Below are 15473 nucleotides of genomic sequence, written 5' to 3'. Positions count from 1 at the left end.
ACAGGATCACAAACATCCTCCGCAAACAAGTATCGCAGAGTTGCTTTGTGATCGCTTTCACGCAGCGTAAAAAGTGCACTTTAACGGAAATTGCACCAATATGGTGCTCAATGTTCACACTGAAGCACTATACTGGTGCAAGATGACTATCGTGGTGCAGCTCATTTGCACTATGACGTGCATGATAACGCCTTTTTGGGGTGATTTAAAAGTTGGCACAGATTTCGCTTTATAAAAATACGGCAAAAACATGGCGACCACGCCAGCCTTACACAGAATTGAAGACCTCGTTACCACGACGACAATGACCAATCCGGGAGAGTTACGTATGTCCGCTGAACACGTTTTGACGATGCTGAACGAACACGAAGTGAAGTTTGTTGATCTGCGCTTCACTGATACCAAAGGTAAAGAACAGCACGTCACAATTCCTGCTCATCAGGTAAATGCCGAATTCTTTGAAGAAGGCAAAATGTTTGACGGCTCCTCAATCGGCGGCTGGAAAGGTATCAACGAATCCGACATGGTTCTGATGCCAGACGCAACCACTGCGCTCATTGACCCGTTCTACGAAGAGTCTACCCTGATTATTCGTTGCGACATCCTCGAGCCAGGCACGCTGCAGGGCTACGACCGCGACCCACGCTCCATCGCTAAACGCGCGGAAGAGTACCTGCGTTCTACCGGTATCGCGGACACCGTGCTGTTCGGGCCAGAACCAGAATTCTTCCTGTTTGACGATATTCGCTTTGGTGCGTCTATCTCCGGTTCTCACGTAGCTATCGACGATATCGAAGGCGCATGGAACTCCTCCACCAAATACGAAGGTGGTAACAAAGGTCACCGTCCAGGCGTGAAAGGCGGTTACTTCCCGGTTCCTCCGGTCGACTCTTCTCAGGACATCCGTTCTACCATGTGTCTGATCATGGAAGAGATGGGCCTGGTTGTTGAAGCACATCACCACGAAGTGGCGACTGCGGGTCAGAACGAAATCGCAACCCGCTTTAACACCATGACCAAAAAAGCGGATGAGATTCAGATCTACAAATATGTGGTTCACAACGTTGCACACCGCTTCGGTAAAACTGCGACCTTTATGCCAAAACCTATGTTCGGCGATAACGGTTCCGGTATGCACTGCCACATGTCTCTCTCCAAGAACGGGACTAACCTGTTCTCTGGTGACAAATATGCGGGTCTGTCCGAGCAGGCGCTGTTCTACATCGGTGGTGTCATCAAGCACGCTAAAGCGATCAACGCCCTGGCGAACCCAACCACCAACTCCTACAAGCGTCTGGTCCCAGGCTACGAAGCTCCAGTAATGCTGGCTTACTCTGCCCGTAACCGTTCTGCTTCTATCCGTATTCCAGTGGTTGCGTCTCCAAAAGCGCGTCGTATCGAAGTGCGCTTCCCGGACCCAGCGGCTAACCCATACCTGTGCTTCGCAGCGCTGCTGATGGCTGGTCTTGATGGTATCAAGAACAAGATCCACCCAGGCGAAGCGATGGACAAAAACCTGTACGACCTGCCTCCAGAAGAAGCAAAAGAGATCCCACAGGTTGCCGGTTCTCTGGAAGAAGCACTGAACGCGCTGGACGCTGACCGTGAGTTCCTGACTGCTGGCGGTGTGTTCACTGACGACGCTATCGATGCTTACATCGCACTGCGTATTGAAGAGAACGACCGTGTTCGCATGACGCCACACCCGGTTGAGTTCGAACTGTACTACAGCGTTTAATTTTCATCTGATTCACCGTCTTTCTTGTCGCTGCGGTGGCAGGAAAGACGCAGAAGATTTTTTTGTTGCCGTGGAAACTTTTAGCCCATCTTCGGATGGGCTTTTTTCTCCACCAACAACCTGATCTCACGCGCTTTTTACCACTAAAACGCTATACTGCACTAAATTAGTGCACCCAACTCCAGGAGACTGCTTAATGGCAACTGGCACGCTGCCCGATGCTGGGCAGATCCTCAATTCTTTAATCAACAGTATCTTACTGGTCGACGACGAGCTGGCGGTTCATTACGCCAACCCTGCGGCGCAGCAGCTGCTCGCCCAAAGCTCGCGTAAATTATTCGGTACCCCACTCCCGGAACTGTTGAGCTATTTTTCGCTGAATATTGCGTTGATGCAGGAAAGTTTATCGGCAGGCCAGGGCTTTACCGATAACGAAGTGACCCTGGTGATCGACGGGCGCTCGCACATTCTCTCCCTCACGGCGCAACGTCTGCCGGAAGGATTAATTCTGCTGGAAATGGCGCCGATGGATAATCTGCGCCGTTTGAGCCAGGAGCAGCTCCAGCACGCACAGCAAATCGCCGCGCGCGATCTGGTGCGGGGGCTTGCCCATGAGATTAAAAACCCGCTGGGAGGCCTCCGAGGCGCTGCACAGCTGTTAACCAAAGCACTGCCGGACCCGGCGCTGGCCGAATACACCAACGTCATCATTGAACAGGCCGATCGTCTGCGCAATCTGGTGGACCGTCTGCTTGGGCCGCAGCAGCCAGGCATGCACGTTACCGAGAGCATCCACAAAGTGGCTGAGCGGGTGGTGAAGCTGGTGTCGATGGAGTTGCCTGCCAACGTCACGCTGGTGCGCGATTACGATCCGAGTCTGCCGGAATTGCCGCACGATCCCGACCAGATTGAACAGGTTCTGCTGAATGTGGTGCGTAACGCGCTGCAAGCCTTAGGCGCGGATGGCGGGCAAATCATTCTGCGTACGCGTACCGCGTTCCAGCTGACGCTGCATGGCGTGCGCTATCGCCTCGCCGCCCGAATCGACGTAGAAGACAACGGGCCAGGAATTCCGCCGCATCTGCAGGACACGCTTTTCTACCCGATGGTGAGCGGCCGCGAGGGCGGAACCGGGCTGGGATTGTCCATCGCCCGTAATTTGATTGACCAACACTCCGGCAAAATTGAATTTACCAGTTGGCCGGGTCATACCGAGTTTTCGGTTTACCTGCCAATAAAAAAATAAAGGTGACGACGATGCAACGAGGGATAGTCTGGGTAGTCGATGATGATAGCTCCATCCGCTGGGTGCTTGAACGCGCGCTTACCGGAGCAGGATTAAACTGCACCACCTTTGAAAGCGGTAGCGAAGTGCTTGATGCGCTCATCACTAAAACCCCGGACGTGCTGCTTTCGGATATCCGGATGCCGGGGATGGATGGGCTTGCGCTGTTAAAGCAGATTAAGCAACGTCATCCGATGCTTCCGGTCATCATAATGACTGCTCACTCCGATCTGGATGCCGCCGTTAGCGCCTATCAGCAGGGCGCATTTGATTACCTGCCAAAACCCTTTGATATCGATGAAGCCGTGGCTCTGGTGGAACGCGCCATCAGCCACTATCAGGAGCAGCAGCAGCCGCGAAACGCGCCGGTGTTTGGCCCGACGACCGATATCATTGGCGAAGCGCCCGCGATGCAGGATGTGTTTCGCATCATTGGCCGCCTGTCGCGTTCATCCATCAGTGTGCTGATTAACGGCGAATCCGGGACCGGTAAAGAGCTGGTTGCGCACGCCCTCCATCGCCACAGCCCGCGCGCGAAAGCCCCGTTTATCGCCCTGAATATGGCCGCCATTCCGAAGGATTTGATCGAGTCGGAACTGTTTGGCCATGAGAAAGGCGCATTTACCGGCGCAAATACCATTCGTCAAGGCCGCTTTGAACAGGCAGACGGCGGAACGCTTTTCCTCGATGAAATCGGCGATATGCCGCTGGACGTGCAAACACGTCTGCTGCGCGTGCTGGCCGATGGGCAATTTTACCGCGTCGGCGGCTACGCCCCCGTTAAAGTCGACGTGCGCATTATCGCCGCCACGCACCAGAACCTTGAACAGCGCGTGCAGGAAGGCAAATTCCGTGAAGACTTGTTCCACCGTCTGAACGTGATTCGCGTCCATCTCCCGCCGCTACGCGAACGCCGGGAAGATATTCCGCGTCTGGCGCGCCATTTCCTGCAGGTGGCGGCTCGCGAACTGGGCGTGGAAGCCAAACTGCTGCACCCGGAAACCGATGCCGCGTTGACGCGACTGGCGTGGCCAGGCAACGTGCGTCAGCTGGAAAACACCTGCCGCTGGCTCACCGTTATGGCTGCCGGGCAGGAAGTGCTGATTCAGGATTTACCGGGTGAACTGTTTGAATCTACCGCGCCCGAAAGCAGCACCGGACAGTCGTTACCTGACAGCTGGGCGACGCTGCTGGCGCAGTGGGCGGATCGCGCGCTGCGTTCCGGTCATCAAAACCTGCTTTCCGAAGCACAGCCTGAAATGGAGCGTACGTTACTGACGACCGCGCTTCGCCATACTCAGGGGCATAAACAGGAAGCGGCACGGCTGCTGGGTTGGGGGCGAAATACCCTGACACGGAAGCTGAAAGAGCTGGGAATGGAATAGCACTTATACGCCTGTTGGCGCAGCGCTGATCAGAACTACGCCTGGTAGTCCCGGTTAGCGCTGCACCACAGGGAGTTTTAGATCACGCGAGAAAATTGCTGCAAGCGGGCTTTCTGGCGCAGGTAAGCGTCAAAGCACATGCAGATATTACGAATCAACAAGCGCCCTTTTGGCGTCACCTGAATCGCTTTATCGCTCACATCCACCAGCCCATCCTTCGCCAGCGGCGCGAGCAGCTTCAGATCTTCAGCAAAGTAGTCGGCAAAGGTGAGTTCCCACTGGGATTCGATGTCGGCAAAATCGAGGCGGAAGTTGCAGATTAACGCCTTAATCACATCCCGACGGATGCAGTCATCGCGCGTAAGCGCAATGCCGCGCCACAGGGCATTTCCGTTTTCATCCACCTGCTGATAATACTGTTTCAATTCTTTCTGATTCTGCGCATAGCAGTCGCCAATCATGCTGATCGCCGAGACTCCCATCCCCAGTAAATCGGTGTCGCCCTGGGTGGTGTATCCCTGGAAATTACGGTGCAGCACACCTTCGCGCTGGGCAATGGCCAGCTCGTCATCAGGACGGGCGAAGTGGTCCATGCCGATAAACTGATAGCCGGTTTCCGTCAGGGACGAGATGGTTTCCTGCAGGATATCCAACTTCTGCTGAGCAGAGGGCAAATCGGCATCTTTTATCTTGCGCTGGGCGGCAAAAAGCGTCGGCAGGTGCGCATAGTTAAAGACGCTCAGACGATCGGGATTCAGCTCTGCCACGCGTTTCAGCGTGAAGGCAAAGCTTTCCGGCGTCTGTTTCGGCAGGCCGTAGATCAGGTCGATGTTGGTCGAGGTAAAACCGATTTCGCGCGCGTGGTTCAGCAGCGCAAAAATAAATTCCTCATCCTGCTCGCGATTGACCAGGCGCTGAACCTCTTTGTTAAAGTCCTGCACGCCCATGCTCAGGCGATTAAAGCCCTCGGCTCGCAGGTGATCGAGCACATCCAGCTCGATTTCACGCGGATCGACTTCAATAGATATTTCAGCATCGGCCTCAAAACGGAAGTTGGCCCGCAGAAGATCCATCAGACGGCTGATTTGCGCTTTATTGAGATAGGTTGGCGTACCGCCGCCCCAGTGGAGCTGGCTTACGTTTCGCCCGGCAAACAGCGGCGCACGGTGCAGGATTTCCTGCTCGAGGGCGTCCAGATACTGATCGGCTTTGTGCTGCTGGCGGGTGACGATTTTATTGCACCCGCAGAAATAGCAGAGCTTGTGACAGAAAGGAATGTGAACATAGAGCGACAGCGGGCGTTCAGGATATCGCGCAACTGCCTGCAAAAAATCGGCCTCGCCGAAGGTTTCAGCAAACTCCAGCGCGGTCGGGTATGAGGTATAACGCGGCCCGGAATAGTTATATTTCTGGATCAGGGCCAGATCCCAGTCGATATTTGGTACAGACATGCTCACTCCTTCCGTTGGTGTCGCGTTCGTATACGGCGGCCCGTTTTGACCCCATTGCGGGTCAATATTCGGGTGCGCAGCCACCTCTGTCGCCGCGACAACCGCCGTAGTTTAACGAATAACCACACCAGATAACATATAACCGGAAGGGTTATAAGAAGGACTATAGAGCCCGCTGGGTGCAAATGTTAGTTTCCACCTTTCAGCAGACGCATCATGTCGTCCTGCTTTTCTTCTTCTTCGTCTTCTTCATCGTCGTAAGAGAGACCGAGCTGCTGCATCAGTTCATCGATACGATCCAGTTTGGCATCGACCCATTTCTGCTCTTCAGCGTTCAGGGCTTCACCGCCCTCAAGACGTTCCAGCAGCGCGTCCAGGCGCTCATCGTTCTCCAGCATATCCAGCTCAGCCTGCGGTGAAAGCATAGGTTTCTCGCTCTTTTTAGGTTTTTGCTGCTTGATAACCGGGGCGTCCGTCACGCCCAGGGGAATTGGCGTTTTGCTCCCGATACGCGGATCTTTCTGTTTGGACTGTTGCGCAGCGGAACCTGAAGCACTGCTGCCGTTCGCACGGCTACCCGAAGCATGACCACTATGCTTTTTCGCACGTTTGCGATCGCGAGCTTCCTGATTCAGTTCTTCACGGGTTTTGCGGTGCGCTTTTGCCGGGCGTTTAGCGCCCGCTGTGGATGTCGGTTTTTTCATGATGCCTTGTCTTTAAGCCATTTTCTTCAGTATAGAATTGCGGCGAAATCTAGCAGAAAGCAAGCAAAGAAAAAAGGCGACAGAGCAATCTGTCGCCTTTTTTCCTGACTCTCAACCCTTAACGGGTTATTCAATCCCTGTTTGCTAACAACTCACCCTGTTTATCCCTTAGCGAATATCATCCTTAATAGGGTCCATTTCCTTTTTTGAACGCCTCCTGGCGCTAACCATCCTGGTCGTCTTCCTGAGTCTTCGCCTCCTGGCGCTCCTGACCCTTATCCCTAAGTCGTTATCCTGTTGGCATCCTCGCCTTGGGTGCTACTTTACCTTTTTCAGTACTTCTGACAAGCCATCAAACTGGCCAAAATGGTATTTTCAGATAATTCTAAATCCTCAACATTATGATTTTAAATGATATGTTATTTTTACCGCATGAGGATTCTCTTAAATGTCCCATAGAGATTATGGGCAATGTCTCACAAACCCAATGGGTTTAATCTACATCCCGGAAGCGAAGTGAAAAGCCTTTTGCCTGCATTCAGGTATACTCCCCTTCAGATTAAGATTTTTGGAGACGACCACGTGACTACCTGGAACTACCAACAGACGCATTTTGTCACCAGTGCGCCTGATATTCGCCACTTACCGCCTGATACAGGTATCGAAGTGGCATTTGCTGGCCGCTCCAACGCGGGCAAATCCAGCGCCCTGAATACACTGACGAACCAGAAAAGCCTGGCGCGTACCTCTAAAACCCCAGGTCGTACTCAGCTGATTAACCTGTTTGAAGTCGCTGATGGTAAGCGCCTGGTGGATTTACCCGGTTACGGCTACGCAGAAGTGCCAGAAGAGATCAAAATCAAATGGCAGCGCGCGCTGGGTGAATACCTGGAAAAACGCCAGTGCCTGAAAGGGCTGGTTGTGCTGATGGATATCCGCCATCCGCTTAAAGATCTCGATCAGCAGATGATCCACTGGGGCGTCGCCAGCGAAATCCCTGTTCTGGTGCTGCTGACCAAAGCCGATAAACTGGCGAGCGGTGCGCGTAAAGCACAGTTAAAACTGGTGCGTGAAGCCGCGGTAGAATTTGGCGGTGACGTGCAAATTGAGACGTTTTCATCGCTGAAAAAGCAGGGTGTGGACGTTTTACGTCATAAGCTTGATAGCTGGTTTAACGATCTGGAACCCGCGACAGAAGCGGAAGAGTGATAAAAAGCGCGGCGATGTCCGCGTTTTTTTGGTCCAAATATTTTCTTTTCCGCAATAAAAAACGCCCCAGTCATTACTGACTGGGGCGGCTAAAATATTCAGCCAAATCCGATTACGTGAAGTAAAAGGTCTGAAAGATAGAACATCTTACCTCTGTACCCTACGTCGTTAACTCTACTCTTTTTTTATCGCTGGACAAAGCACTTTTTGTAGTTTTTTTTCACTCTTTACATAGGTAAATCTAATGATCGTCACAAAAAGCACGCTGTTATGTTGCTTACTTACATAAACAGCGTCTTAGTCATCGGACCTTTAGTGAGCCTGATCCCAGTTGTCTCCGCTCCCAACTTCCACCAGCAGTGGCACATCTAATTTCATGCTGCTTTCCATCAGTTCGTGGATCTTTTTCGAGACCGCTTCCAGATCATCCTTGTGCACTTCGAACACCAGTTCATCGTGTACCTGCATGATCATTTTCACGCGTGGTTTGTCCTTTTCCAGCCAGGCATCAACCGCAATCATCGCGCGTTTGATGATGTCAGCTGCAGTCCCCTGCATTGGTGCGTTGATTGCCGCACGTTCAGCACCGGCGCGGCGCGCAGCGTTGCTGGAGGTGATATCCGGCAGATAGAGACGACGGCCATCGAGAGTTTCCACATAGCCTTTTTCCTTCGCCTGAGCGCGAGTTCGCTCCATGTATTCCAGCACGCCCGGATAGCGCTCAAAGTAGAGATCCATGTACTTCTGCGACTCTTTGCGTGGAATATTGAGCTGGCGGGAGAGGCCAAAAGCGCTCATGCCGTAGATCAGGCCGAAGTTGATCGCCTTCGCGCTGCGGCGCTGCTCCCCGGTCACGCTGTCCAGTGGCAGACCGAACACTTCTGCCGCCGTGGCGCGGTGGATATCTTTGCCTTCCGCAAACGCCGTCAGCAAACCTTTATCACGCGACAGGTGCGCCATGATGCGCAGTTCGATTTGCGAGTAGTCGGCAGAGACGATCAGATAATCTTCCGGGGCAATAAATGCCTGACGAATGCGTCGCCCTTCTTCGTTACGAACTGGAATGTTTTGCAGGTTAGGATCGGTCGATGATAAACGCCCGGTCGCCGCAACCGCCTGGTGGTAAGAGGTATGAACGCGGCCGGTTTTTGGATTGATCATCAGCGGGAGCTTATCGGTGTAAGTCGATTTTAGCTTCGCGAGGCCACGATATTCCAGAATCACTTTCGGCAGCGGGTAATCCAGCGCCAGCTCTTCCAGCACCTCTTCCGAGGTGGACGGCGCGCCGCCAGGTGTTTTCTTCAGCGGTTTAATGCCCTGTTTTTCAAAAAGAATAGTTTGCAGCTGTTTGGTGGACGCGAGGTTAAAAGGCTCGCCGGCAATGTCATGCGCTTTCAGTTCAAGTTCATTCAGACGCAGGCTGATCTCTTCCGAATGTTTGTGCAGTACCGCAGGATCAATTTTGACGCCATTACGCTCAATACGAGACAACACCGGCACCAGCGGCATTTCGACATTTTCGAAAATATTCAGCGGCCCTTCCTGCTTTTGCAGTTTCGGGTACATCTTCAGGTGCAGTTGCAGAGTTACGTCCGCATCTTCCGCCGCATAGCGGCCCGCCTCTTCCAGGGCGATCAGGTTGAAGGTCAGCTGGTTTTTGCCCTTTCCGGCAATCTCTTCAAAGGTGACGGTTTTATGCTTGAGCCAGCGATCGGACAGTGAATCCATATCGTGGCGGCCCGCCACGCTGTTCAGGATGTAAGACTCCAGCATGGTGTCGAAGGCAATACCGCGCAACTCGATGCCGTAGTTCTGCAAAATACCGCGGTCATACTTCAGGTTTTGCCCGACCTTAAGCGCTTTGTCATCTTCCAGCAGCGGTTTGAGTAGCTCAAGTACGCGGTCTCGGGAGATTTGATCCGGAGCATCCAGATAATCATGCGCGACCGGGACATAGGCGGCGATGCCTGGCTCGGTGGCAAAGGAAAGGCCAACCATATTGGCGGAGATGTTATCCAGACTGTCGGTTTCGGTGTCAAAGGCGAAGACCGGCGCTTTTTTCAGTTTCTCGATCCAGGCGATAAGCTGCGCTTCTTCCAGCACCGTTTCGTAGTTTTCGAAGGAGAGCGTACTGGCGGCCTCTTCAACGTCCTCATCGGCATCAACAACGATTGTCTCTTTTGGCTTCGCGGCAGGTTTTGCGCCCTTCGCCTGCATCCATTTACCGGCTTCGAGGTCTGTTATCCAGCGTTTGAACTCATAATGCTTAAACAGGCCGAGAAGCTCTTCCGCCACCGGCTGCTGAACCTCGAGCTGCTCACAGGTAAGCTCTAGCTCGACGTCGGTTTTAATGGTGGCCAGCTTATAGGAGAGGTAGGCCACCTCTTTGTTCTGCTCCAGCTTCGCCGCCATGGTTTTTGCACCACGGAACGTCAGGCCGGCGATTTTGTCTGATTCGGCATACAGCGTATCCAGCCCACCCAGGCCTTGGAGCAGGGCCTGCGCGGTTTTTTCGCCTACACCAGGCACACCTGGAATGTTATCCGAGGAGTCGCCCATTAAGGCGAGAAAATCAATGATGAGCTCTGGCGGCACGCCATATTTGGTGACGACTTCTTCCGGCCCAAGAATGGTATTGGTCATGGTATTGATGAGGGTGATCCCAGGCGTAACCAGCTGCGCCATGTCTTTATCACCCGTACTGATCAGCACCGAACGGCCCATTTTCTCTGCTTCACGAGCCAGCGTACCGATGACGTCGTCCGCTTCTACCCCAGAAACTGCCAGCAGCGGCAGGCCCATCGCTTTTACCATCGTGTGCAACGGCTCGATTTGCGCGCGCAGATCATCCGGCATCGGCGGGCGATGGGATTTGTAATCCTCAAAAAGCTCGTCGCGGAAGGTTTTACCCTTCGCATCGAATACCACCGCCGCATGTGACGGCTGGTATTGCAGGATCAGACTGCGCAGCATATTCAGCACGCCATACATCGCGCCGGTTGGCTCCCCTGCGCTATTGGTCAGAGGAGGAAACGCATGATACGCCCGATACAGGTATGAAGAGCCGTCGACGAGAATAAGAGGGTTTTCTGGAATCTGAACCATAATGTCCGTGCCTTTAATCAATTTATGGCTAAAGGATGCCACAGAAGGATGAAAACATCAGTTTTTAGCACCGAATACAGGAAAAGATTTTGCGATCGTCGGGATCGCTCGCAAAATCAAACTGTGGATAAGTTTGTGCATACTTTTAATTCATATGAAGAATATTGTCATTTCCAGATCGCGTATGATTTTTTTATAGAATATTATCAGTTAGTTATAAATAGATCCGATCGGTATATTTCCATTTGATGACTATTTGCTCTATGTGGATATAAGAAGAGCCTAATAAGGTATGACAGACAAATAATCTGTTAAGGTGCAGATCCTGCGGTATCGTGGAGTGAAAGCCCCTGCTTTTATTTGTTTTCTGGTAAAATCAGCGCCCTGCGGCACCGGTTTGGCTGCCAGATTACAGCTAACTACCTGAAAAAGCTCATCATGTCGAGATTACTCGCTGCAGTAACATTACTGTTAAGCATCTTTTTAACGATCCTGGTTACCATCGCCTGTTCAGTGCCGATCATCGTCGCCGGAATCATTAAACTATTACTGCCTGTCCCTGCTGTCTGGCGTGCGGTATCAGCCTTCTGCAATTTTATGATGTACTGCTGGTGTGAAGGGCTGGCATGGCTGCTACGCCTGAACCCGCATCTGCAATGGGATATCGAAGGGCTGGAAGGCCTGAACAAGAAAAACTGGTATTTACTGCTCTGTAATCACCACAGTTGGGCAGATATCGTGGTGTTATGCGTGCTGTTTCGCAAACATATTCCGATGAACAAATACTTTCTCAAGCAGCAACTGGCTTGGGTGCCGTTTATCGGGCTGGCCTGCTGGGCGCTGGATATGCCGTTTATGAAACGTTATTCACGCAGCTATCTTATTCGTCATCCCGAACGCCGTGGGCGTGATGTTGAAACGACACGTCGCTCCTGTGAGAAATTTCGGGCTCACCCAACGACAATCGTTAACTTCGTTGAAGGCTCACGTTTTACGGAACTGAAACGTCAGCAAACTCGCTCCCCTTATAAGAATCTACTGCCGCCAAAAGCGGCGGGAATTGCGATGGCCCTTAATGTACTGGGATCGCAGTTCGATAAATTGCTGAATGTGACGCTGTGCTATCCAGAAAATGACGAGACACCTTTTTACGATATGTTAAGCGGTAAACTGACGCGTATTGTGGTGAGGATAAACCTGGTGCCGGTGAATGAAGAGCTGCACGGCGATTACATCAATGATAAGAATTTCAAACGTCGTTTCCAGCTTTGGCTGAACACGCTGTGGAATGATAAAGATGTGCTGATAAACGATCTTAAGTATGCAAACAAAAACGCCGGTCTCTGACCGGCGTTTTCACTTTTATTTCTTCTCAACCAGATATTTCACGGTGTCAGCGTACTGCTGCACGAAGATATCCATATTGCTGGTATCCATACCCTGCGGATTAACCTGGTATTTACCATTGACGAACATTGCCGGAACGCCCTGCAGCTGAAGGTCTGCGGCCGCTTTTTCCTGCTGCGCGACCAGAGATTTCACGACAAAGCTGTTCCATGCTGCGTCGTAATCTTCGCCTTTCACACCCGCATCAACAAAGACTTTACGGATATCAGCAACGGTCTGAACAGTTTGAGTTTTCTGTACAGCTTCAAACATAGGTGCTGTGACTTGATCTTCCACGCCCAGCGCCAGCGCAACAGCCCAGGCTTGCGTCAGATCTTTACCCAAAGGACCCAGGAATTCGACATGATACTTGGTCATTTTGGTGCCTTCAGGCAGCTTTTTCTTCACGTTATCAGAAACGTGCAGAACTTCTTCAAACTGGTAGCAGTGCGGGCAATAGAATGAGAAGAACTCAAGCACCTGCGGCTCACCGGCAACCGGCTTTTCGAGGGTAGTGAACTGCTTGCCATCGCTGAATTGAGCAGCAGATGCGCTAAATGCCAGAATCATACCTGCCAGCGCCAGCCATATTTTTTTCATGATCAACTTTCTCCTGATGTGTCCGATTAATACATTGGCGTTAATTGAAGTGGCGGTTCCTGCAGAACCTTAACTTGCTGAATAAAGGTGGTTGTCTGGCTGCGCCAGTAATCTTCCCCGGTAAGCCACGGGAAGTTTTTAGGAAACGCGGGATCGTCCCAACGCCTGATTAACCATGCGAGATAATATACAAAACGCATGGCGCGTAAAGGTTCAATCAGGGCAATTTCGTCTGAATTGAAGGGACTAAATTCTTCGTAGGCTTCGATGATGGTTTCAAGCTGCATCCGCTGTTCGGCTTTATCACCATTCAGCAGCATCCACAGATCCTGAATCGCTGGCCCCATGCGGGCATCATCGAGATCAACAAATAGCGGGCCGTCGCGCCAGAGAATATTCCCCGCGTGGCAGTCGCCATGTAAACGCAGAATATCGGTTTGATCATCCCAGCGCTCAGTTACGGCAGCAATAAGGGCATCGGTGGCTTTCAGGAAATTCGCTTTCAACGCTTTCGGAATCAGCGTAGATGTTTCAAACACCTGGCGCGGCTCCGTTAAATATTCCTCAAGCCCAATAACAGGTCGTGCGCTGAATGCTTTTTTGCGCCCTGTCTGATGCATGCGTCCCAGGTAACGAGCGACCCACTCCATCTGATCGATATTATCAGACTCAAACTGGCGCCCACCCAGGCTCGGGAAAACAGCAAAGAAATATCCCTGATGCGTGAGCAGCGACTGGTGATTAAACTGAATGGGTGCGGCGACCGGAACGTCGTCATTCACCAGATCGAGAGCGAACTGGTGCTCTTCCTGAATTTGCTCCGCCGACCAGCGTTGGGGACGGTAGAATTTGACGACAAAGCGCTGACGATCCTCGTCCTGGAATTGATAGACGCGGTTTTCATAGCTGTTTAAAGGGGTTAGTCCGGAATCCACTCGAATGCCCTGTTCAAACAGAGCATCCATAATGGTATCCGGGTTTAATGTCTGGAAAGTAAAAGCCTTGTCGTTCATCCGATCATCCGGAAATTATACGAATGATTCAGGATATCATTTCACAGCGATTTCGGTGGCGCCGCTTACAAGGTTTTACTCTTTAATTACGCCACGGGCGCGCAGCAGCGCGGTTTTGAAATCTTCCTCGTAATCTTTCTTAATCCCTGGAATCGCGGCATCTTTATCAGAATCACGCATTTTAAGATGGTAGATCAGGATGTCATCAGAAAGGTCGGCCAGTTCGCCGTCATAACCTGACTCTTTCGCCAGTTTCTGTAAAAATTGCATCAGGTTAAGCTCTGGCTCTTTTTGCCAGGCAGGCTGGAGAAGTTCGATAACTTCGTTCAGACGTTTACATTTCATCGTAGTGCTCCTTTCATTGATAGGAACACGTTAGCAGGGTCAATCCCACAATAAAAGAGGCGACATTCGTGAATCAGTGCCGGGGAGTGCTCGGCGTCGTGCTTGCAGGGGGAAGAGCGACGCGGATGGGCGGAAAAGATAAGGGCTTACAGGAGCTTAATGGAAAGCCATTATGGCTGCACGTCGCCGATGCGCTGAGAGTCCAGGTGGGAGCAATCGCCGTTAACGCTAATCGTCACATTGATATTTATCAGCAAAGTGGATATTCCGTCTATCAGGATGCGTTAGCTAACTACCCTGGGCCTCTGGCTGGCATGCTGAGCGTGATGCAGCAGGCAGATGATGAATGGTTTCTTTTCTGCCCATGTGATACGCCGTTTATCCCCTCTACGCTTGCTGAGCGCATGATAGAACACCGAAAAGACGCTCCCGTCGTCTGGGTACATGACGGAGAGCGCGATCACCCTGCGATTACGTTGATTAGCAGGAAACTTTGTCCAGATTTACGCGCTTACCTGTCCTCAGGGGAGAGACGCGTTATGGTATTTATGCGCCAGTCAGGCGGTCATTCCGTTGATTTTAGCGATCTGAAAGAGGCTTTTGTTAACGTGAATACCACGGAAGATTTGCAAACACTGCAGGGGAAAGTATGAAACCTGTTTTAGCGATTGCTGCCTGGAGTGGGACGGGGAAAACATCACTTCTGAAAAAGCTGATCCCGGCCCTGTGCGCGCAGGGTATTCGTCCAGGATTGATTAAGCATACTCACCACAATATGGATATTGATAAGCCCGGTAAAGACAGCTACGAGCTGCGAAAGGCGGGTGCGGCTCAAACCATGGTAGCCAGCGCGCAACGATGGGCATTGATGACGGAGACGCCGGGAGAAGAGGCGCTGGATTTGGATTATCTGGTGAGCCGAATGGATCATTCGACGCTGGATCTGGTGCTGGTTGAGGGATTTAAGCATGAATCGGTAGCGAAGATTTTGCTTTTCAGAAGCGATGCAGGGCATGAAATCGCTGAATTGACCGTGGATCAGCATGTGATTGCTGTCGCCAGTGATATTCCGCTTTCACTTCCGGTGCCGATTCTGGATTTAAATGATGTTGCTGGTGTTGTTGCGTTTATTCAGGAGTGGATGGCAGGGCAATAAACGGGTTGTTTTGCCGGTGTGGGACTATTTTTGTATAAAAACAAAAACGCAAAAAGGCCATCCTTGCGGATGGCCTTTTCACTTGTTTGATGCCTG

General features: G+C 51.8%; 14 protein-coding genes. 7 read left to right on the top strand and 7 right to left on the bottom strand.

Going from position 1 to position 15473, the window contains the following annotated elements; all coding sequences use genetic code 11:
• The first annotated feature begins 328 nt into the window (after positions 1–328).
• From glnA to glnG, 3 genes are all read left to right on the top strand, one after another.
• Positions 329–1738 carry a glutamate--ammonia ligase gene (gene glnA, locus ETG88_RS13925; protein WP_095284040.1) on the top strand — a complete coding sequence of 470 codons (1410 nt, stop codon included), beginning with the start codon at positions 329–331 and terminating at the stop codon, positions 1736–1738.
• 196 nt (positions 1739–1934) lie between these two features.
• Positions 1935–2984, top strand: a complete 1050-nt coding sequence (gene glnL / locus ETG88_RS13920) for a nitrogen regulation protein NR(II) (protein ID WP_129035603.1) — start codon at positions 1935–1937, stop codon at positions 2982–2984.
• A gap of 11 nt (positions 2985–2995) precedes the next feature.
• The gene (glnG, locus tag ETG88_RS13915; RefSeq protein ID WP_102105701.1) at positions 2996–4408 is read left to right on the top strand and encodes a nitrogen regulation protein NR(I); all 1413 of its coding nucleotides are present in this window, start codon (positions 2996–2998) and stop codon (positions 4406–4408) included.
• Positions 4409–4485: 77 nt separating this feature from the next.
• Here the strand turns inward: glnG and hemN are convergent, their stop codons facing one another.
• Together hemN and yihI are read right to left on the bottom strand one after the other, a co-directional pair.
• On the bottom strand, positions 4486–5859 hold the full coding sequence (gene hemN / locus ETG88_RS13910) for an oxygen-independent coproporphyrinogen III oxidase (protein WP_129035602.1): 1374 nt from the start codon (positions 5857–5859) through the stop codon (positions 4486–4488).
• Between the two features lie 188 nt (positions 5860–6047).
• Positions 6048–6563, bottom strand: a complete 516-nt coding sequence (yihI, locus tag ETG88_RS13905) for a Der GTPase-activating protein YihI (protein ID WP_100778324.1) — start codon at positions 6561–6563, stop codon at positions 6048–6050.
• Positions 6564–7145: 582 nt separating this feature from the next.
• Between yihI and yihA the strand changes: the two genes are divergently transcribed.
• The gene (gene yihA, locus ETG88_RS13900) at positions 7146–7772 is read left to right on the top strand and encodes a ribosome biogenesis GTP-binding protein YihA/YsxC (protein WP_102105704.1); all 627 of its coding nucleotides are present in this window, start codon (positions 7146–7148) and stop codon (positions 7770–7772) included.
• A 98-nt stretch (positions 7773–7870) separates the two neighbouring features.
• Here the strand turns inward: yihA and spfP are convergent, their stop codons facing one another.
• On the bottom strand, positions 7871–7918 hold the full coding sequence (gene spfP, locus ETG88_RS22700; RefSeq protein WP_071892919.1) for a small protein SpfP: 48 nt from the start codon (positions 7916–7918) through the stop codon (positions 7871–7873).
• Between the two features lie 166 nt (positions 7919–8084).
• On the bottom strand, positions 8085–10877 hold the full coding sequence (polA, locus tag ETG88_RS13895) for a DNA polymerase I (protein ID WP_129035601.1): 2793 nt from the start codon (positions 10875–10877) through the stop codon (positions 8085–8087).
• A gap of 438 nt (positions 10878–11315) precedes the next feature.
• On the opposite strand from polA, the gene yihG reads away from it, so the two are divergent.
• Positions 11316–12224, top strand: a complete 909-nt coding sequence (gene yihG, locus ETG88_RS13890) for a 1-acylglycerol-3-phosphate O-acyltransferase, YihG family (RefSeq protein WP_100780791.1) — start codon at positions 11316–11318, stop codon at positions 12222–12224.
• A 15-nt stretch (positions 12225–12239) separates the two neighbouring features.
• Here the strand turns inward: yihG and dsbA are convergent, their stop codons facing one another.
• From dsbA to ETG88_RS13875, 3 genes are all read right to left on the bottom strand, one after another.
• Positions 12240–12863 (bottom strand): thiol:disulfide interchange protein DsbA, encoded by a 624-nt coding sequence (gene dsbA, locus ETG88_RS13885; RefSeq protein ID WP_102105706.1) that lies wholly within the window; start codon positions 12861–12863, stop codon positions 12240–12242.
• 26 nt (positions 12864–12889) lie between these two features.
• Complete coding sequence (locus tag ETG88_RS13880; RefSeq protein ID WP_129035600.1) at positions 12890–13876, bottom strand: serine/threonine protein kinase; 987 nt, start codon at positions 13874–13876, stop codon at positions 12890–12892.
• Between the two features lie 75 nt (positions 13877–13951).
• Complete coding sequence (locus ETG88_RS13875; protein WP_102105708.1) at positions 13952–14221, bottom strand: YihD family protein; 270 nt, start codon at positions 14219–14221, stop codon at positions 13952–13954.
• Between the two features lie 68 nt (positions 14222–14289).
• Here ETG88_RS13875 and mobA point away from each other — a divergent pair, with 68 nt between their 5' ends.
• Together mobA and mobB are read left to right on the top strand one after the other, a co-directional pair.
• Positions 14290–14874: a molybdenum cofactor guanylyltransferase MobA gene (mobA, locus tag ETG88_RS13870; protein WP_129035599.1), complete on the top strand. Its 585-nt coding sequence runs from the start codon at positions 14290–14292 to the stop codon at positions 14872–14874.
• The gene (gene mobB / locus ETG88_RS13865; RefSeq protein WP_129035598.1) at positions 14871–15377 is read left to right on the top strand and encodes a molybdopterin-guanine dinucleotide biosynthesis protein MobB; all 507 of its coding nucleotides are present in this window, start codon (positions 14871–14873) and stop codon (positions 15375–15377) included. The genes mobA and mobB overlap by 4 nt, the downstream gene beginning before the upstream one ends.
• Positions 15378–15473: the final 96 nt, after the last annotated feature.

Origin of the sequence: Lelliottia nimipressuralis, from assembly GCF_004115925.1 — a bacterium.
GTDB classification, from domain to species: domain Bacteria; phylum Pseudomonadota; class Gammaproteobacteria; order Enterobacterales; family Enterobacteriaceae; genus Enterobacter; species Enterobacter nimipressuralis.
This window is presented reverse-complemented; position numbering and strand designations above follow the sequence as displayed.